Genomic DNA, 20,638 nt, shown 5'->3' on the forward strand with positions numbered 1-20,638 from the left:
TTACTATTTATAAGGATTTTCTCCCAAAGCAACAGCGACACAAAATAACCGCAAGTCTAGCTCGAGCTGGTGATAATCTGGCTCCATATAACAGCAAAGTTTGTAGAAGGCTTTGTTGTGCTCTTTTTCTTTAAAATGCGCTAATTCGTGTACGACTAACGCCTTTAACAAAGACTCTGGGGCACGCAATAAATCGCTGTTAATAGCTAAATCGTGTTTGCGCGTTTTTCCCTGCATGCGATAAGTGTGTGTTCCCAGCGCATTGGTTATCATATCCCCTTGCTTCTTAAATGCTGCACGCCCAAACGGTGGTGCATTCTTTAGATACTGCTTCTTTAAGTCAGTGGCGTACTGATAAAGCAACTTATCTGTAGTTATATCATGGGCTTTAGGATATTTTTTCAACAAGTAGCTTTTTAACCGATTGTCCGAGATTAGCTGTAGGGCTTGCTCTACAATAGTTGAAGGGTAGCCATTAAAATACCGAGCATATTCATTCACGTTTAGTTCTCCTTTGCACAGAGAATTATAAAACATTTGAACCATGTAGATAGCTCTGACTTTTGCGAACCGGCTTTTTTAGATAAAAGATACAAATAAAAAAGCCGCAGTAAAGATTACTGCGGCGAAGGGTGTGCTAAGGGAAGCACTACGGGAAGTTTGTTTACCTAAACTTCAAAGGAAAAAACTAGTCTACGGTAACGACGACTTTGCCAACTGCTTTACCGCTTGCCAAACGATCGTGAGCCAATGCGATTTGCTCGAATGTATAGTCTTCAGCATCAATAATCGGTTTTAGTGCGCCTGCATCTACAATACTTGCCAGCTCTTTTAGAATTTCGCCATGGGCTTCACGGCCCACGTTGTGGATCATAGGCAACAACATAAACACTACGTTCAGGCTTAGCCCTCTAAAGTGTACTGGTGACAAGTCAGTTTCTAGTAAAGATAAAGTAGTCGAAACCTGACCGTTTAATTTTGCAGCTGCAAAAGAGTTTTGTAGGTTGTTATCGCCGACCGTATCGAAAATCACGTCAAAGCCATTGCCGTTAGTGTATTTACTCACATAATCTTCAACAGATTCATTGCGGTAGTCGATATATGTAGCACCTAGAGACTCAATAATGTCTTTTTGTTCATCAGAACCACCTGTCGCAAAAACTGTAGCCTTCATATGCTTGGCAAGTTGTACTGCTATATGCCCTACTCCACCTGCACCACCGTGAATCAATACATTTTGACCTTCACTGGTAAGTGCTCGGGTTAACCCCTCAAACGCAGTGATACCAACAAGAGGAATGGCTGCCGCTTCTTTCATAGAAAGAGACGAAGGCTTGTGTGCGATAAGACGAACATCGGCTAACATTTTCTCAGCAAGTGTCCCTTGTAAATCGCCAAGACCACCGGCACAGCCGTAAACTTCATCGCCAACTTTATATTCAGTTACATCCTCACCAATGGCTTCAATGGTACCCGCGAAGTCCATACCCAGAACCCCAGGAAGCTGTGGAGCAAAGGGTAAGTCTGCGCCCGATTGACGGATCATCATGTCAATTGTATTAACGCTGCTTGCTGCAACACGCACGATCACATGACCGGCCTTAATTTTAGGCTCTGCAATATCGCTTTGTGTAAATTGTTCAGTACCGCCAAATTCGTTTATTACCATTGCTTTCATGATAAAGCTCCTTTAAAGCTTGTTGTGAGAGTACGAAATCCATAATAAAGACCAAATTTGAAAATGATAATCAGGGATTTAACGCAAACAGTTTATAGATTATCTTGATAATGAAAGTGTACTTTCCACATTGAAGCTTGGAATGTATAGCCATCATTTGGCCTAATATTTCACCAACATCCTACTTTCAATGCTTTTGCGGGTAGTGTTTTTAGCGTCTGCCTCGCTCATGTCTAATGCGCTGTGTGCCAGATGGGGAATACCCTTGTTATCAAAAATATTGAAAATGATACCTTCATCCACGCGCATTTTAGATTTATAAAACCAGCGGTGTTGAGGGTTAGCGGTCACGCCTAAAATTTCCCCTTTGCGGTCTGGATACCAAAGCTCAATGTCGATCCAGTCTTCGAGATTCATCGAGTCAGGACAAATAAAACCTAATGGAGAAGACATGATCGTATCTTCTACCGGCCTCCACAGGTTCACAAACCCAAAGTGCCCATTGCGATATTCAGCGGCTTTTTCTTCCCCAACTAAATCAATAAGTCGGTTTTGAATGCCTTTCTCGCTGTAGTCGTTATGCACATTTCTCGCTGGCCTGCGCGACGCGTTTTCGTCATCAATACGAACGGTATGATCAAATACCTGAACGTCTTTTGCACCCAATTCTGCTCGCAACATTGCATCAATTTGTCGATTATATTGGTCTTCATCATCAACATTGAATGGGTAGGGAACCGCATCAAGACCCTCTAAAAAAGTAATGCCATGGGTTTTAAACCTAATATTCGATTCGCTGTTACGGATGTCGTAGACATTGACATTGGTAGATACAAGTTCAGGTGATATCAAATTGCCATCGATACCGTTTACATCAAATTCAAATGCCTGTGTAAAAGGCTTTCTTAAATGATAATTAACCGAAGCATTCATCTTATTTACCCCATCTAAAAGAACTGCACGCATATCATTTAAAATGACAAAGTGCGAAATAGGGCACAAAATATACCTACATATTTTTCAATGAAAAACCACATGAATAATGAAGCAGTATATTGGTTTTATTGATAATATATCATTCCGGTTGTCGGTGACGGCCTAACAGTGCCAAAACGCCAAACAACGACTTAGCTCTCATTTTTTGACTTAGAACCCCATTATCAACAAAATCTAAATTCTGACTCTATAAATAACGCATTTTTAAACTTTAGAAAGTGGAATATTCTTTAGCCATCGACGTACTGTCATCAATGCCAACCAGTAACCTGCGCCGATACAGTACATTTAAATGGAGAATATCTATGACCCTTTCAAAAAATAATGTAGCAACTATCGATAACGGTGAAGTAACGAACGGAGCGCTGCAGCAAGCCCGCGCGCTTGAACTTCCTAGTCGAGATGAAATGCTTAAACGAGCCCCTTCTGTTCAACGTTTTTGGAACAGCAACCGCTTATTACTAGAAAACGCTTGGCAAGAGTGGGATAAGCAAAACGAGGCCTTAGCTGAATGGGTTACAGAAAACTTGATAAGCGAGCCTCTTCGCAATGCAGTTACCCTAGCGTGGGAAGACCCGGCAAAAGAGCAAGCTGTGGCAGACTTGTGGGAAGAAGTACTGCCTGGCGTTTATCAAGCCCAGTTATTTGACGTTGAAAAACTTCATTTACTGCGAGCTTATTTAGACGGTGTAGCCGATGCGGGCATTCCGCTTCGTCCTCCCTACGGTATTGCTCTGAATCGCAATGGCGGTATGTTGGATGCGCGCTCTGAAGGATATTTGGCGGCCCCAACATTCCAAGCGTTTTATAACCTGATCATGGATAAATACATGCGCCCTATTTCACGTATGTTATTTCCTGAAGTAATGGGGTTCGATAGCCAGACCTTTGGTTTTTCAATCCAATACCAGGACGGTATGGATACATCGTTGCGCCCACACACCGATGCGTCCGCGGCGACAATGAACATAAACCTGAATGTGCCAGGAGAAACGTTCAAAGGCTCGGAAGTAGACTTTTTTAACAATGAGACGGGCAAAGTAACACGCACTGTTTTCCAGCCGGGCGTAGCTATGCTGCACCGAGGCAGTGTGCCCCACGCTGCACAGCCAATTACTGGCGGCAGTCGGACAAACATGGTGCTGTGGCTTTATGGCAATAGCATGCAAATCCCACGTGGTGCGGTGCCTACCTCAAAAGTGGACGCCAAGGCTAGATGGACGGTGCCAGATACACAAAAAGATGAATTTGCGCCATTTTAAAAGTCGTGACTATCAGTAAAGAGCTGCACTCATAGAACGCTGCTCTTTTTTGAGGTTTAACAGAAAGAGCCAGTTTACTATTTCCCCTGGCGATCAAGAACTAGCAAGGCTCGCTGATTTTCCTTACAATCCGCTCCAAACTTTTTACCTGAACAACTTATGACTGCGATTGGGATTGACTACGGTACATCAAATTCTGAGGTTGTGTATTTTGATGGTTATTCTCATCAGCACATCAAACTCGACCCGTTAGACAAAAAAGGAAATAAGATCCGTTCTTCGGTATTCATTTACTTTGAAGATGAACTGCCACCGCCTCCTGATGCCATGGTTGAGGCGAAAGTGGCACAATTACAACGCAGCATTAACGAGCAAATCGATAAGGCGAAAGACGGCTATTACTCCGCTAAAGACCCAAAAGAGCAGGATATCTTCAGCGCTCGAATTGATACGTTGCGAGGCGATTTACACAATAAACCTGCACTGCAGCGCAAAGCTATTGAACAGCTCATGCGCGCAATGTCTCTTGATGAGATCCCGCTGCGCCGCTTAGTCGAACACGGTAAGTTTGCATTTGGTGAAGAAGGGTTCCGACGCTTTCTGAAAATGCCGGATAAAGGCAGGCTGATTTACTCACCGAAAAATTTTTTAGGCGCATCTTTAGACGATGACCAAAAACAGGCATTCGTGGGCATCATTGCCCGACAACTCGCTTACTTTAAGCAGTGTGCAGAAGAGCAACTAGGCAAAGTAGTCAATGGCGCAGTTATCGGTCGCCCGGTGAAATTTCACGGTACCCGGGGGGAAGCAGGTAACACTCAGGCCATTCAAATCATGACTGACGCCGCCCGTAAAGCCGGTTTTGCTGACATCAACTTTTTAGATGAACCCATCGCCGCCGCCTATAAAATTGAGCGAACCTTACCCAAAGAGACCACCACGCTGATTGTCGATATCGGTGGTGGCACCACGGATATTTGCTGCATCAGGCTTTCACCGGAACGCACTAATCAGTTCGACCGAAAAGACGACGTGCTAGCAGTTACCGGCAGACGACTGGGCGGAATGGATTGTGACAAGAGCCTGGTGCTAAAAGCCATAGCGCCTGAAATGGGCATGGGTCTTCAAACCATCAATGGATTACCAGTACCACCAAGTTATTTCACCGATATGTGCGCCATTGACAACATTCCTGCCCTCACCCGCTTTTTCTCAGACGATTACGGGCTGGCCATTGCTCAAACCATGTCCATTATAAAAGAGCCTGCGCAGCTCGAGCGCTTACTTATTGTGCAGGAGAACAAATTATCAGCACGGGTGGTTAATTCAGCGCGCCTTGCGAAAGAACTGCTTTCCAGCAAACATGACATCACCTTGCCACTGCATTATATTGAGGATAACTTTGACGTTAAAATATCCCAGGATTCTTTAAAGAAAGCCCTGAAGCCCTGGCTGGATAAAGTCAAAACATTAGTTATTGAATGCTTAGAGAACAGTACAGAAAAGCCTGAGGTGGTGATGATCACTGGCGGCATGAGTCTATCGCCTATCGTGGTAGACGCACTGTACGAATCGCTGCTAACAGGGCTGCCGCGCTTAGAAAACGATGCCTTTAACTCTGTATGCGAAGGCTTAGCTATTCAGGCTGCCAAACACTAGTACTGGCAGCCCCCACGATTTTATTTGGAAGTACAATGTCAAAACCTTACTTTTTGTTTATCGTAATGCTGCTTCTCACCACTGCTATTAGTGGCTGCAGCCATTCCAAAGCCAGCCAACAATACGCTGCAAGCGATGCCATAGGTGAAATTTCCCAACAACAGCTGCTAACCCAGTTCTCGGCTTTTAAAGAGAGCTACGACAATTATACGCCAAATGAAAAAGAGCTTAGCGCCCTAGCTTCATTGAAAGGGCACACCGTACTAGTGCTATTTGGCTCCTGGTGTCACGACAGTGAACGTGAGGTGCCTCGCCTGCTTAAAACCCTGGATTTAAGCGGTATAGACAACATTGACATCCAGCTAATTGCGGTTAACCGCAACAAGCGTGACCCGCAAGGTCTGGCCATTTCACATGAATTAAAGTACACCCCAACCTTCATTCTTTTGAAAGGTAACAAAGAACTCGGGCGGGTCGTAGAAACGCCAACGCTTACCGTTGCCGAAGATTTACAAGCGTTGATTGCAGCTGCAAAGTAATAAACGCGCCCTTTTACCGCTGCGTCAACAGCTGTGATATCAATAAATTGACCAGTTGATGCGTTCACTCAATGATGTCAGTGCGGCAACGCCAAGCTGAGAATTTCCCACACTATTAAGCGCGGGTGAAAACACGCAAATTGAAAAACGGCCTGGCACAACCGCAACAATACCACCGCCCACACCACTTTTTCCTGGCAAGCCCACTTTAAAAGCAAAGCTCCCGGCTTCGTCATACATACCGCTGGTTGCCAGCAGTGCGTTCACTTGCTTAGTTTGATAAGGCGTTAATACTTGCTCGTTAGCACAGGTAGAAAAGCCGCCATTGGCCAGAAAACTAAAGGATCGGGCCAAATCCTCACAACTCATTTCCAATGCACAATTGTGGAAGTAATTTCGCAGCACTACTTCCACTTCGTTCTCGAAGTTACCATATGCTTTCATCAGGTATGCCATCGCCGCATTGCGAGACCGATGTTCGTACTCAGAGTCGGCAACCACTTTATTGACAATCACCTCGCCGTTGCAGCTCAAACGCCTGACAAAATCGCGCATGGCAATAATGGGGGAAGCAAATCGGGACTGCACCATATCACTGACCACCAACGCACCGGCATTAATGAACGGATTGCGAGGAATGCCATTTTCGTATTCTAGCTGCACTAACGAATTAAAGGGCAAGCCAGAAGGCTCACATCCCACACGCTCCCACATGCTTTCGCCGTAGTGATTAATGGCCAGCACTAAATTAAAAACCTTGGAAATACTTTGTATGGAAAACGGTACGCTGGCGTCACCAATAGAGGTTATGTGCCCTTGAGTGTCACATATTGAAATACCAAACTGCCTTGGGCTAACCGTTGCCAGAGCCGGGATGTAATCTGCCACCTTTCCCATACCCAGCATAGGTTCAACTTCATCGTAAATATCCTGAAGTAACCCCAGTATTTCGTTGTCCATCTTTTTCCTTTTTACCTTATTTAACGCTGACAAAAATAAAGCGCCAGGTATTATTAACCCTGGCGCTTGTCTTGGCTACAAATTGCTTGTGCCTTTTACATACTCACTTTGCTCTGAAGCATTTTGGCGAGTTGCTGGTGTTTCTCGGTAACCTGCTGCGGGTCAACGTGTTTATGTTGACCATCTTCAATCAGCCACTGTCCTGCCACCATGAGTTTGTCAACCTGATGAGCACCACAAGTAACCAATGCATCAAGGGGGCTTCCGACGCCAGAAAAGCGCAACTCATCAAGGCCAAATATGGCAACATCAGCCTGCATACCTTCAGCAAATTGACCGATATTATCCCAATGCAACACCTTGGCGGAACCAGCAGTAGCATAACCGAGTACACGGTCTGCTGTAATCAATTTTGCACCATAGCGAAGCCGCTGCTGAAGCAGAGATTGCCTGGCTTCCTGAATCATATTAGAACAGTCATTAGAGGCAGACCCATCTACTGCCAAACCAATATTACAACCGGCTTCTTGTAGCGCTACTGTCGGGCAGACCCCCGAAGCTAACAACATATTTGAACTAGGGCAATGGGCTATGCCTACTTTAGCTTTGCCCAACCGCTGAATTTCTTCATCATTAAAATGTATACCATGTGCCAACCAGGTTCGTGAGGTTAGCCAGTCAACCGACTCTAAATAATCTAGCGGTCGCATACCGTACTCGCGCAAACAGAAGTTATTTTCATCTTCGGTTTCAGCAAGGTGAGTGTGAAGTAAAACGTCGTTTTCTTTTGCCAGCGCTGCGGTATCCCGCATCAGTGGTGTAGATACGGAAAACGGTGAACACGGTGCTAACGCGATACGAATTTTGGCGGTACTTGCGCGATCATGGTAACGACTTATTAGCCTTTGACTATCTGCTAATATGACATCTTCAGATTGAATAACACTATCAGGAGGTAAGCCGCCAGCGCTTTCCCCCAAACTCATAGACCCTCTGGTAAGTGCTCCCCGACACCCCAGACTATTGATAGCTTCCACCTGAAGATCAATGGCATTTTCCAGCCCCTTGGGGAAAACGTAGTGGTGGTCAGAAATGCATGTCGCTCCAGATAACATCAATTCCAAGCCTGCCAGTTGTGTGGCAGTATAAATCATCTCTTCGTTGAGGTTTTGCCATACGTTATACAAAAACTTCAACCACGGGAATAACGGCTTGTTTAATGCGCCGGGAACACATCGTGTCAGGGTTTGGTAGAAGTGATGATGAGTGTTAATTAAGCCTGGAGTTATTACCTGATTGCTGCAATCGATGTAACTATCAATAGGCGTTGTTGGTTGCTCTCCGGCAGAAACCAGCTCGACAATTTTGTCACCTCTTATAACGATGCCATTGTCGGCATTATAACTGTTCCCTGTGAATACGGCTGCGGGTGATTTTAACCACAGGGTTTGATTCGACATACGCAATAATTCCTATTGTTCCTGATGTGTTAGCGCTTCCCCTGAGTCGCTGTTTTCAGGGATCACAATACTCATGATGATTGCACAAAAACCAGCGACAGTAACAGACGAAGAGAAAATATTTTTAGCCAGGGGCGGCAATTGCGCCAGCGCATCAGGCACCATCATCACACCTAAGCCCAACCCTAGTGACGTAGCGATGATAAGGCTTTTCCGTCTGTCGATAGGGTCGTTGGTGAGAATTTTCACACCTGCTACAGCGATGGTTGCAAACATGACTAAAGTTGCGCCACCCAATACTGATTTTGGCATGAGTTGGATAAAGCCACCCACCGCTGGGAATAAACCAAGTAATACAAGTAGACCTGCAATGTAAAAGCCTACATGCCGACTTGCCACCCCAGTGAGTTGTATAACGGCGTTGTTTTGTCCGAAGGTAGTATTTGGAAAATTATTGAATACTGCCGCAATCATAGAGTTCACACCGTCAGCCAAAATGCCTCCCTTAATGCGTTTTAAGTAAAGCGGGCCAGTAATCGGTTGTTTGCAAAACAAGCTATTGGCGGTTAAATCACCGGAGGTTTCAATAGCGCTGAGAAAATACACTAAAGCAACCGGAATAAACACATCCCATTGAAATGAAATGCCGTATTTAAAGGGTTCTGGCACAGCAAACAGAGGTAGCTCAATCATTGAATCAAAAGACAAAATGCCTTGCCACCACGCCAGCAGGCTACCCGCGACCATACCAATGAAAATCGCTGAAAGTCTTAACATTGGGTGCTTGGACATATTGAGAAGAATGACAATAAAAAGAACCGTGAAGCCCAGGCTGAGATTTTCTGGCGAGCCGTAAGTCTCAGCGCCAAAACCGCCCGCAAGATCAGTCATGCCCACCTTTATAAGTGTTATACCTATCGTCGTGATAACAATGCCTGTGGTGAGCGGCGTGATAACTGCTTTAAAGAAACCTATAAACTGACTAAGCAGAATTTCTACGAAGGCACCAAAAAAGCTAATTCCAAACATAATGGCGAGGATCTCGTCATTACTGCCACCTTTGTCTTTTACCATGAAGCCTGCAACTAAAAGCGCACTAATGAAAGTAAAGCTGGTGCCCTGTACCGCAATAAGGCCACTGCCAATCGGGCCTATGGTTTTGGCTTGAATAAATGTAGAAATACCGCTGACCATTAACGCCATACTGATGAGATAAGGCATCTCTGCTGTTAATCCTAATGCTCCGCCAATGATGAGCGTAGGAGTGATGATTCCGATGAAGCACGCCATCACATGTTGTAGTGCGGCATTGAGGCAATGGGTGACTTTTGGCTTGTCCTCCAGTCCGTAGAGGATCTCATTATTTATAGGCATAATTATCGCGAATTTAGGCAACTTAAGAGGTATTCGAAGCAATAATTTGACCAATAAGTCAACTTGAAAGAATTTGATTTAACAACATGATTTATTAAGACATTTCAAGACTGCTCTGAGGCATTCTTCGTGTGTTAATAATAATACGGCTGCGACTGAGCACCATAATGGTGCAATCTCACGACTAATCGAGTTATGAAAGTGTCTGCGCAACGTTAGCCTCTTTTTTGACACTCATCGATATCAGCGGACATCCATGATTCAGCGCGCTTTAAGTGTGGCGAAAAATGCCGCAACATGATCAGGCGTATCCGTTTGCTTTAGCGAAGTTACTATTACAATAACCACACCCACCAAGAGATTAAGTAACATAGGTAAGGAATACCAGAATGGTTGGCTATGCTCGAAAAAAATAAACAAAGAAGTACCCGTTAGCAAGCTGGACAAATAGCTAAGCCACTCCCCGTTTATTGAAGTACGCCACCAGTACCAACGACAAATAGCCACCGGTGCGCACCCCACCATAACCAACATAATGTATTCATAAACGAAAAGGAGGTGCCTCACAATATCTGATGCGAATATCGCCAGAGAGAAAACAGCAATACACAAAACACATATATGGTAACCACGAGTGCTAACGGGTCGTGGCATAGCATCGTTTGCCAATAGAGCTGCCCCCCAATTTAACTGTGAATCCAGGGTTGACGCATAAGCGGCGAGCAAGCATAAAATAAATAAATCGATAACAGCAGGCGGTAAGGTGGTTAACGCCATGGACACAAATACATCGGCAGAAGTCACATCCCCTAACAGAGGGACCGCAGCCATCCCAATAATGATCCATGGCCAACTTCGAAGAACAAAGTGAATAATACAGTGAAGGCCTAATGCCTTAACCGCATCACTTTCATTACGGCAAGCTAAAATGCGCTGTACCAAAGGCCCGGTTCCGGCCGCGCGATATGCCCACGCTATCACCAGGAACAACCATAAGTTTATTTCTCCGGTCGGAGTATCGGCTACGGAAAAAAAATGCAAGTGCCCATTGGGTAACGATTGCAGCAAAGACGGCAAGGCGTTGTCTTTGAGCAAAAAATACACCATTAGCCAGGTGATCCCTAATGCGAAGATTAGCTGAAAAAGATCGCTGAAAATGACACCGCGTAACCCTGTATAGAAAGTGTAAATGCCAACCACCAGAAATACGAATACCGTTAAGACGGTGGCGTTCGGAAATAGCGATAAGATGAAGTTATCAGTTGAATGGGTAACCAGATATTGTAGAACCTGATGAAACGCCATTGTAACACTTGCGATGATTCCTGCATTAAAGAGTCCTCCCTCTACAAACGCTTTGCAAGCGCGCAGGCAGTTCACCTTTCTTCCATTGCCGTAACGGAGTGACAGGAGTTCCAACTCAGTATTTGCACCACTTCTATGCCACAAACGGGCGAAGAACAAAGCTGTGACTACTAGAGCAGGAGCACTTCCCCACCAAATCCAATTTCCGGAAAGTCCGTAGCTGTACACCATTGCACACACTATTATTGGCGTATCGGCAGACAATTTTGTTGCACTTAGCGACGACCCCGCCAAATACCAGGCTATTTTTTTTTCCGCCACCAATAAACTGCTGGTATGCGACTTACACAGCCTCCCAACAAATATGCACGCGGCCAGAACACAAAAAGCGCTAATCCAGAACAATAAAACACACCACCGTAGGAAATTTCGTTAAGGTAGCAGTATTCTATGACACTTTTTTATGAGTTAGCGGTTTTAAGCCAGAAAATGTTGCCAGGCCAGACCACATGCTCCAGTGGCCATAGGCTGAGGCTGTTCGTCTACGATAACTTTAGCTTTAGGAGCATCGACATCACGATAATGAAGGCTTGAAAACTCCAGGTTGCTAACCAATGCCTGTCTAAGCGCCATATCCATGTCACCCGATAACACGATTACCTGGGGATCAAGCAAACACTGAATGACATAAAGTGGCTTTGAAAAGCTGGCTGCAGCTTGATTTATCCATACATTGTACGTTTCTGATGAACCCTCTTGCTGGGAAAGCGTATCAATCGATAAACCGTGTTCTTCGGCAAAGTAATGCAGCGATGATAAACTCGGCTTAACATCTTCGATATGCGGTGAGAATAAACCCGCTACTTCACCCGCATTTCCCATATAACCGCGGACCATATTGCCATTGTGAAAAAAACCTCCGCCAATTCCTTCACCCAAGCTAAAGACAAAAGCACTTTCTACCCCTTTAGCCGACGAAGATAATGCAAATCCGGCCGCTGCCGCATTGCCATCGTTTTCGACGTAACACGGCGTGTTAAATCGCGACGTAACCATTTGAGCGATATCTGTGTTTTCCCACCCTTCAAGATTGTGCTTATTACAAAGTTTGCCTGACACCTGAAAAAAACCAGACACGGCAACACCTATACCAACAATACTATTACTTGCCTTGTGTTTTTTGCTCAACTTTGCGAGCCCATCTAACGCAGTGCGCATGCACTCAACGGGATTTGCCAATGATACGCTTTCACTGATCTCATCTACCGTTTTAGCTGACAAATCTTCGAGCCTAACCTGCACTTGATGATTACTTAGCACAATTCCAGCACTGAACAGTTGATTAGGTACCAGGCTCAGGTATATCGCAGGCTGACCGCGTTTTCCTTCAATTTTGCTAACCGGTTCAACCAGAGCGTTATCAATCAAGGCCTTGGTTAGACGAGTTAGCGTTTGATTGGACATTGCCAAATGCTCTGCAAGGGTCGTACGTGTTGCCCGGTCATTGACCCGCAAATGCCGTAAGATAAATTTTTGATGTGAATTTAACTCTATCAACATTGATACCATGCATGTAGTTTCGTACCTAGAGTATACCAGCAACAAATTAAATCACAAGATGGAAATTAAAAAACATATTATTATCAATAAGGTACCTATAGATTTAATTTTAAAATAGTACTGTCACACCTTTGTAACATCTTGACAGCATCATTCCCCCAGATTAAATTCCATATCGTGATTTAATAACGGAGACCACATGAACCCTTTTAATCGCTATAACTATGCACTTCTACCCGTTGCTGTGAGCATTGCACTTATTCAGCCTGCACTGGCAAACAATGAAGACGCTATTGAGACTATCGAAGTAACAGGCTATAAAGCCAGCCTTAGCAGAGCCCTTGATCAGAAACGTCATGCCATTGGGGTAACAGATGCTATTTCTGCGGAAGATTTGGGAAAGTTTCCCGATTTGAATTTATCAGAGTCGCTACAGCGTATACCTGGTGTCACATTAAACAGAAACAGTAGTGGTGAAGGCCAGGCTATTAATCTTAGAGGTCTCGGTCCGCAATACACCCGGGTCGAAATTAACGGCATGACCGGCACATCTAACGGCAGTGCAGGCCGATTTGGCGTGAGTGGTGGTGGACGAGAGTTCAACTTCGAACTTCTTGCTGCCGAACTGTTTACTAACGTGACCGTAGAAAAAACCGCATCAGCAGTCCAAACAGAAGGCGGCTTAGCTGGTGTTGTTACTTTGGAAACCGCTAAACCATTAAGCTATGACGGCACGCGTTTTAACGCTTCATTCCAGGGTAACTATAGCGAGGCTCTGGAAGAAACTGACCCTCGTGGTTCTCTGTTTTTCAGTCACAATATTGATGATACATGGGGAATAAGTGCCACTGTAGCGTACGCTGATACCCATTTTGTATCAAATGCGACTGAAGGTGGTGCCTGGCGCTCCCTAAGCACTGTTGGTCGCGGAGACAGTGAGGCATTATTTGCCAATGGTACGCGTTACTATATGTTTGATGAACAAAGGGAAACGATTGGCACTACAGCTAGTCTGCAGTATCGCCCTTCAAACAACGCAGAGTTCATACTGTCTGGCTTATACGCCACTTCAGACAGTGAAAGACTTGCAAATAGAAACGATATGCCAGTGGAAAATGCTGGTGAAACCGTATCATTTACCGAGCAAGACGGCGTTGTAACCAGTGCAAGTTTCACTGGAGTACAGCAACGGGTAGGCACAAATTACCTCACCACTGACGAACATTTTGGACAGTTAACCCTTCAGGGAGAATTAGATATTGCTGACAACTGGCAAGTGCGCCCTTTTGTAGGTTATGCAAAACGTAAAGCCGAGCGCCAATTCGATTTGTACTCTTTCCGGCTTGTAGATGGGGAAGACTGGGACCCTGGCACGGTGTCTTATGATGTACGCGGCGATTTTGTCGATTTCAGTTCTACCGAAACGGATTTTAGTAGTAACCCCGAGAATTTTGCTTTTAACGTATTTATTTTACGCCCTTCACTGGATACTGATAAGGACATCACAAGCAAACTTGACGTTACCAGGTATATCGACAGCGGCTGGCTCACCAGTATAGATATGGGCGTTCGTTACTCGCAACGCAGTAAAGTTCGGGAGCAAAGCCAGACTCGATTACAGCGTCTTGCTGATACAGCCATTCAGGATATGCCGAATCTTGGTGCTGTAGCAGGTTACCTCCCTTTTGAAGTGAGTGGTAGCAACGCCCCTTCCCAGCAGCTTTATGCCAATCCAGCACTCATTCAAAGTGTGTATTACCCCGGTGGTAATGCTGTAGACGGTGCATTTATTCGCCCATTGCCAGGCTATGACGCGGCTGAATCGTGGCAAGTTGATGAAGATACATTTAATGCTTACATAACCGGTAACTTTGAATACGAGAATGCACTTTTCAACGCTGGTGTACGATTCGTCCGTACTGTTCAAACGGCAATGGGTAATACTGTGGAAAACCAGTATCTCCCCACAGAGAGGATCACACCAGTTGAGGTGTCGAATGACTACACCAAAATATTGCCCAGCGCAAACCTACGCTACGATTTAACCGATGACATCGTTTTACGCGCCGCTTATTCAAAAACCCTTACTCGTCCGGACCTTGCTTCCCTCGCTCCAAGTGAGACAGTGAATGGCATTGACGAAGGCGGTGGTACGGGCTCCCAGGGTAATCCAAATTTAAAACCTTTCACGTCAAATAACTACGATGCCGGTGCAGAGTGGTATTTTATGGAAGACGGCGTTATTGCGGCTAATTTGTTCTACAAGGACATCGAAGGCTTTATCGATACTCAATCTTACACCGAAAATCGAGACTTCCCTCGCCAGTCTGATGGTGTCATCGTTAACGGTCCTATTGTGTTCACAAAGCCGGTAAATGGCGTAAGTGCCAGAGTACGCGGTGCTGAGTTTGCCATGCAAGCTCCTTTCACTTTTCTGCCAAAAGGCATTTGGCATAACCTTGGTGGGCAATTCAATATTACCTACACCAAAAGTGAAGCCGACTTTAACGCTGAGAACGACGTCAGAAGTTCTGGCTTACCGGGATTATCGCGCTTGAGTTACAACGCTACCGTTTACTACGATGATGGACTACTCGACATGCGGCTAAGTTATGCGTGGCGAGAACGTTACCTGGCGCAATTTTCAGATGATTTTGGTGTTCCGCGCTTTGTAAATGATTATGGCCAACTAGACTTTTCCGCCAACTATCAGGTTACCAGCAGTTGGGAGTTGCACCTCCAGTTGTTGAACCTGACTGACGAGCAGCAGATTCATCAAGCCACATCACGTTACCTGCCTTATGGCGTAACCGAACTGGATCGTCGTGTTTTATTTGGCGCCCGTTACAACTTTTAATCCCATCTGCGGGCCGGTTAGCCGGCCCATTCTGGAGACGCTTCGTTAATGAAACAAATATTGATCGCTACAGCGATGATGCTCCCAATTCTTTGTGAGGCGAAATCAACCATATCTTATCTGGCTGATGGTGTTACTTTCTTCGAAATAGAAGAGAAATGTCGTTTAACTACTAACACATACGCATTTCTATCACCCGATGCAAAAACACAAGCTTCACTGCTTGCTATTGGAGGCACAGTATCTGACCTAACGTTCCCTGATATCAATGGCAACCCGGTAGCGTATGATTATTGGACGATTCAGTCAGAGTCATTGCCGCCGACTTTAAATGCTAAAGCAAAATTTGTGACCCCAACCTGTGCAGATAATCGAAAAAATTTGCACTACAGCATACTGAAAATAAGTCCGACTGACTTTAACGGCGAGGTGGATTTGGCCCTTCCCGGACAAAAGCTTGGCGACCAAGCACCGCTTTCAGCCATACACAAACAATACAAAAGCCTTGCTACATTAAACGGCGGTTTTTTTGTGGTAAGTGATGCTCAGGGAGTGAAAGGCGACCCCGCTGGATTAACTGTAGTAGACGGAGAGCTCATAAGCGATGCAGTCAGTCACAGGCCCGGCTTAATATTGCAATCAGACGCCTCGCCCGCTTGGCAAATTGTTGCAGATATTACCAACCGCATTCAATTACACGTCAACGGGAATGTTCTGCCCATCAGTGGTGTTAACCGCCCGTACGGAAAGGTAATGAACTGCGGTTACAATGGCATTGTTGCAGCGCATGATATGTTGTGTCAGTCACAAGACACCGCACTGATTTTTAACAAATACTTTGCCGACTTTGGCTCCCTTACTTCTCTGGAAGGGTTTATGCCTTATATTTATCGGCGGCAAACACTAACGCCCGTGACTTACATACCTGCTTCACTAGCGGAAAACGAATGGCTGGTTCTTGTGAAACAAGATGTGTTGCTTTTAAGCAAACCTGTCGCCGCAGAACTGTCCTTTGCTATACTTGGCAACGGCTCACCTATCTCAATAAGCAACAAAACATCTATTGTCACGGGCGGGCCAACCCTTTTGATTGAAGGCAAGCAAGCCGGTCACATTTGGGATAATCAAGGCTGGCACATTGGTACGCCCCCTTCTGCCATTCAAGCTACAGATGATCGCGACCTTATGGCTAATCAATCACTCTCTCGCGCCGAGTTTTACTACAACTGGATTTTATCAGCTCATCCACGAAGTGCCGTGGGCGTTACTGCTAAGAACGAATTATTGCTACTTGCCGTGTATGGCAGGCAACCCGGCTATAGTGCAGGTGTGAACATGTATGAACTCACTCAACTGTTAAAAAAACACGGCGCGATAAACGCTTTTAACTTAGATGGAGGTGGCTCTACCTCCATGATGGTCAACGACAAACTCACAGGTACGCCTTCAGACTCACAGGGCGAAAGAGCTATTTCAGAAGCCATTGTCGTATTACCTGATAGCAAACGGTAGTTTCACCTAACTCCCACCAGCAGCCTGAATAGCGGTAAGCGCTATGGTGAACACGATATCGTCCACTAACGCACCGCGGCTCAGGTCGTTCACCGGCTTTCTCATACCTTGCAGCATGGGGCCAATACACACTAAATCAAAGCTTCGCTGCACCGCTTTATAGGTGGTGTTTCCCGTATTTAAATCGGGGAACACAAACACGTTGGCTTTACCGGCAACCGGGCTGTTTGGCGCTTTGCTTTTACCCACACTTTCAATAGCAGCGGCGTCGTATTGAAGGGGCCCGTCAATCAGTAAATCAGGGCGCAGTTGTTGTGCAATTTTGGTCGCTTCTCTGACTTTTTCCACGTCGCTACCAGCGCCGGAAGTGCCTGTGCTGTAACTGATCATGGCTACCCGTGGCTCAATGCCAAACATCTGTGCAGACGTCGCTGATTGTATCGCGATATCCGCCAGTTCCTGGGCATTTGGGTCAGGGTTTATAGCACAATCGCCATATACCAGTACCTGGTCGGGAAGCAGCATAAAGAAGACAGATGATACTAGCGACGCATTTTCAGCAGTTTTAATTAACTGAAGCGCAGGACGAATGGTATTTGCAGTGGTATTTACCGCGCCGGAAACAAGCCCGTCCACATGACCCTGTTGCAACATCATGGTGCCCAAGGTGACATTATCTTCCAATAGCTCCTGGGCAATGACGTCGGTAACACCTTTGTGACCCCGAAGCGCCACCAGGCCTTCTACATAATCAGCTTTAATTGCACTTGGTGAGAGAATTTCTACACCTTCACTTAGCACAACCCCCTGCTGCTCAGCCACCCGACGTATTTCATTTTCATCGCCAATGAGCACAGGCTGTGCCAGCCCCCTTTTAGCACAAATAGAGGCAGCGACAACGGTACGAGGCTCGTTCCCTTCCGGCAATACAATACGCTTGTTTACTTGCCTTGCGCGGTTAGTCAAATAGAAACGAAACGCCGACGGAGACAGTTTTTTCTGACGAGACACTTTCTGTGTTAGTGAATTCACCCAACTTGCATCCAGGCTCTCGGCTGTATGCACCATCACTTTTTCAATACGTTTGCTATCATCAACCGGCACTTCCTGATTAAAAGCGGTCAGAGACTGCGCTGTTTGCCAGGTGTTGGAATCTACCAGCATAACCGGCAAACCGGTTTCCATGGCCTGGCTGCAAAGCGCCATAATGTTCTCATCTGGCTGATAGCCACCAGTCAGCAATAGAGCGCCAAGTTTAGTACCGTTTAATGCAGCCAAACAGCACGATACAAAAACGTCGCCTCTATCCCCTGACATCACCAATAGCGCACCTGGTTTTAAGGTGTGCGTCATGTTGTGAATTTCCCGGGCACAGAAGGTAACACTGCTTAATCTGCGCTCTGCTAATTCGCCTTCATTTAATAAGGTCGCATTAAGGTGTTTGGCTAAATCCGTGGCACGGGGGGAGACTAAATCGGCGTTCCAATCTATGGTACCAAGCAGGCTTAAGCCCTTTTTGAAGATAGGCATCTCGCGAAGGGCTTGCGTACGCGCTTCATCGTGTTCAGGCGCTTCAGTGGCACCAATATCAGTTCTCAACCTGCCGTGCTCATCAAATGGCGCATTGACTTTATTGAGTATACACCCGACGACTTTTTGACTTTTGTGACCACCGTAGGTGTCTACCACGATTTCCAGCCGATGATTGATATCGACAGTGCTGTCATTCCCGGGAACAGCGACAAACACAAGATCGGCATCTAAAGCACGGCTAACTTCAAGATTCAGACGCTCTGCGTAAGGATGCCTGCGGGTGGTTACCAAACCTTCGATGACTGTTACGGCATCTGGCTCACTGTGTTTTTCAAATCGTTCTATAATTTCTTCTAACAGCTCATCAGTGTTGTCGTTACTGATCATTCGCTCTACGTAGTCGAGTTCGAAAGGCGTGATTGGCGAAACACTGGCGTGATGGCTAATGATTGCGGTTGAACGTTCTTCTCCGCTATCTCCCTTACGTGGTTGCGCAACGGGCTTAAAGAAATTCAGTTTAATGCCCTGCTCCTCTATCGCGCGAACAAGGCCCATGCTGACCGTTGTCAGGCCCACACTGGTGCCAACGGGGATCAACATAATTTTACGAGACATACCAACTCCTGCTCAATTCTCTGGCGCTTACGCGTATACGTGTTTATGCGAATTTTGCTGCTTCGGCAGCAATCACCCACTCTTCATTAGTAGGCACAACGTATACGGCTTTCGATGCGTTATCTGCCGAAATAATGCCGCCACTACCAAAGCGTGCGTCGAGATTTTTTTGTTTATCCAGGGTAATACCGAAGTGCTCGAAATACCCCATGGTCGTTTCGCGGATAAGCGACGAATTCTCGCCAATACCACCTGTGAACACAATGGCATCAAGGGTAGGTACGGCGACCATATACCCTGCAATGTATTTCGCAAGTCGATAACAGAATATTTCGATGGCTAATAATGCTCCCTCATGCCCTTCCTTCGCGGCATCTTCTAGCGTTCTGCAATCGTTACTCAATTCAGAAATACCCAGCAAGCCAGATTGCTTGTTTAAGAGATCGCTAATTTCGTCGGCGGTTTTACCCAGCTTCTTCTGTAACGTACCCGGTAAGCTTGGGTCCAGATCACCACAGCGAGTGCCCATCACCAAACCTTCCAACGGAATAAAGCCCAGACTTGTATCAACGGCCTGCCCTTTCTCAATAGCAGAGACACTGCAACCGTTACCTAAATGGGCACTGATTATACTGGTGTCTTCAACTGGCTTATTCAGTATCTTCGCCATGCTATCCAGTATAAATTTGTGGCTTGTGCCATGGAAACCGTAACGCCTTATACCATGCTCGCGATAAAGCGACATAGGCAATGCATAAATGTATGCTTTTTTCGGAAGTGTTTGAAAGAAAGACGTATCGAAAACCACCACATGTGGCAGGTTTGGGTAAGCCGCTTGCGCTGTTACTATACCCTTTAAGTTAGCCATGTTATGCAGCGGTGCCATACTCGCGTACTCTTCCACGGCCTTTAGCACGCTGTCGTCTACGAGTGCAGCTTGTTTGAATTTTTCACCGCCATGAACAACCCGATGACCAATAGCTATGGGTTGTACCCCCGTGCTGGCAATTACCTCAGAAATGGCATTGAGTGCTTCGGTATGTCCTGCATTTTCTGAAAGCGCATGCTTCTCTTTCTCGCCGTTGAGTTTATAAGACAAACTTGCGTCACTGTTACCTAACGCCTCTGCGATACCAGATAAACCAGCTTCACCGGTATGCGCATCAATAATGGCAAACTTCACAGACGAGCTGCCACAGTTTAAAACGATAACTTCTTTTTTCATTTTTATTAATTGGTAAGAAATACGGGTGAACCAATTGTAGCATTTATAAACAGCTGTGTTGGTTAAACATATGAAAATTATTTTATGAAAAGAACGCAGTTTG

At 45.7% G+C, this 20,638-nt stretch carries 15 protein-coding genes; 5 read left to right on the forward strand and 10 right to left on the reverse strand.

Annotated features, from left to right (window positions below; all coding sequences use genetic code 11):
• Positions 1 to 3: 3 nt before the first annotated feature.
• The 3 genes from ACXACM_RS17160 to ACXACM_RS17170 all read right to left on the reverse strand — a co-directional run bounded on the left by ACXACM_RS17160 (position 4) and on the right by ACXACM_RS17170 (position 2,611).
• Complete coding sequence (locus ACXACM_RS17160) at positions 4 to 501, reverse strand: M48 metallopeptidase family protein (protein ID WP_474823265.1); 498 nt, start codon at positions 499 to 501, stop codon at positions 4 to 6.
• Between the two features lie 187 nt (positions 502 to 688).
• Positions 689 to 1,678, reverse strand: coding sequence for a zinc-dependent alcohol dehydrogenase family protein (locus ACXACM_RS17165; RefSeq protein ID WP_474823267.1), 990 nt, complete (start codon positions 1,676 to 1,678; stop codon positions 689 to 691).
• Between the two features lie 162 nt (positions 1,679 to 1,840).
• Complete coding sequence (locus tag ACXACM_RS17170; RefSeq protein ID WP_474823268.1) at positions 1,841 to 2,611, reverse strand: CmcJ/NvfI family oxidoreductase; 771 nt, start codon at positions 2,609 to 2,611, stop codon at positions 1,841 to 1,843.
• Between the two features lie 368 nt (positions 2,612 to 2,979).
• On the opposite strand from ACXACM_RS17170, the gene ACXACM_RS17175 reads away from it, so the two are divergent.
• The 3 genes from ACXACM_RS17175 (at position 2,980) to ACXACM_RS17185 (ending at position 6,134) form a co-directional block, all read left to right on the forward strand.
• Complete coding sequence (locus ACXACM_RS17175; protein ID WP_474823269.1) at positions 2,980 to 3,936, forward strand: 2OG-Fe(II) oxygenase family protein; 957 nt, start codon at positions 2,980 to 2,982, stop codon at positions 3,934 to 3,936.
• Positions 3,937 to 4,095: 159 nt separating this feature from the next.
• Positions 4,096 to 5,595: an Hsp70 family protein gene (locus ACXACM_RS17180; RefSeq protein ID WP_474823270.1), complete on the forward strand. Its 1,500-nt coding sequence runs from the start codon at positions 4,096 to 4,098 to the stop codon at positions 5,593 to 5,595.
• 35 nt (positions 5,596 to 5,630) lie between these two features.
• Positions 5,631 to 6,134, forward strand: a complete 504-nt coding sequence (locus tag ACXACM_RS17185; protein WP_474823272.1) for a TlpA family protein disulfide reductase — start codon at positions 5,631 to 5,633, stop codon at positions 6,132 to 6,134.
• Between the two features lie 39 nt (positions 6,135 to 6,173).
• Here ACXACM_RS17185 and glsB read toward each other — a convergent pair whose 3' ends face one another.
• The 5 genes from glsB to ACXACM_RS17210 form a co-directional block, all read right to left on the reverse strand.
• Positions 6,174 to 7,094: a glutaminase B gene (gene glsB / locus ACXACM_RS17190; RefSeq protein WP_474823273.1), complete on the reverse strand. Its 921-nt coding sequence runs from the start codon at positions 7,092 to 7,094 to the stop codon at positions 6,174 to 6,176.
• A gap of 95 nt (positions 7,095 to 7,189) precedes the next feature.
• Positions 7,190 to 8,554, reverse strand: a complete 1,365-nt coding sequence (locus ACXACM_RS17195) for an 8-oxoguanine deaminase (RefSeq protein ID WP_474823275.1) — start codon at positions 8,552 to 8,554, stop codon at positions 7,190 to 7,192.
• 12 nt (positions 8,555 to 8,566) lie between these two features.
• The gene (locus tag ACXACM_RS17200) at positions 8,567 to 9,928 is read right to left on the reverse strand and encodes a uracil-xanthine permease family protein (RefSeq protein ID WP_474823276.1); all 1,362 of its coding nucleotides are present in this window, start codon (positions 9,926 to 9,928) and stop codon (positions 8,567 to 8,569) included.
• 261 nt (positions 9,929 to 10,189) lie between these two features.
• Entirely contained in the window at positions 10,190 to 11,554 is a 1,365-nt protein-coding gene (locus tag ACXACM_RS17205) for a sodium:solute symporter family transporter (protein ID WP_474823277.1), read from the reverse strand.
• A gap of 156 nt (positions 11,555 to 11,710) precedes the next feature.
• Positions 11,711 to 12,697 carry an ROK family protein gene (locus ACXACM_RS17210; protein WP_474823279.1) on the reverse strand — a complete coding sequence of 329 codons (987 nt, stop codon included), beginning with the start codon at positions 12,695 to 12,697 and terminating at the stop codon, positions 11,711 to 11,713.
• Positions 12,698 to 12,992: 295 nt separating this feature from the next.
• Here ACXACM_RS17210 and ACXACM_RS17215 point away from each other — a divergent pair, with 295 nt between their 5' ends.
• Together ACXACM_RS17215 and ACXACM_RS17220 are read left to right on the forward strand one after the other, a co-directional pair.
• On the forward strand, positions 12,993 to 15,650 hold the full coding sequence (locus tag ACXACM_RS17215) for a TonB-dependent receptor (RefSeq protein WP_474823280.1): 2,658 nt from the start codon (positions 12,993 to 12,995) through the stop codon (positions 15,648 to 15,650).
• Between the two features lie 48 nt (positions 15,651 to 15,698).
• The gene (locus tag ACXACM_RS17220) at positions 15,699 to 17,162 is read left to right on the forward strand and encodes a phosphodiester glycosidase family protein (RefSeq protein ID WP_474823282.1); all 1,464 of its coding nucleotides are present in this window, start codon (positions 15,699 to 15,701) and stop codon (positions 17,160 to 17,162) included.
• Positions 17,163 to 17,168: 6 nt separating this feature from the next.
• Here ACXACM_RS17220 and pta read toward each other — a convergent pair whose 3' ends face one another.
• Both pta and ACXACM_RS17230 read right to left on the reverse strand, forming a co-directional pair.
• Entirely contained in the window at positions 17,169 to 19,310 is a 2,142-nt protein-coding gene (gene pta / locus ACXACM_RS17225; protein WP_474823283.1) for a phosphate acetyltransferase, read from the reverse strand.
• Positions 19,311 to 19,353: 43 nt separating this feature from the next.
• Complete coding sequence (locus tag ACXACM_RS17230; RefSeq protein ID WP_474823284.1) at positions 19,354 to 20,535, reverse strand: acetate kinase; 1,182 nt, start codon at positions 20,533 to 20,535, stop codon at positions 19,354 to 19,356.
• Positions 20,536 to 20,638 lie beyond the last annotated feature (103 nt).

The sequence above is a fragment of the Alteromonas sp. AWQ4_252 genome (assembly GCF_056158205.1).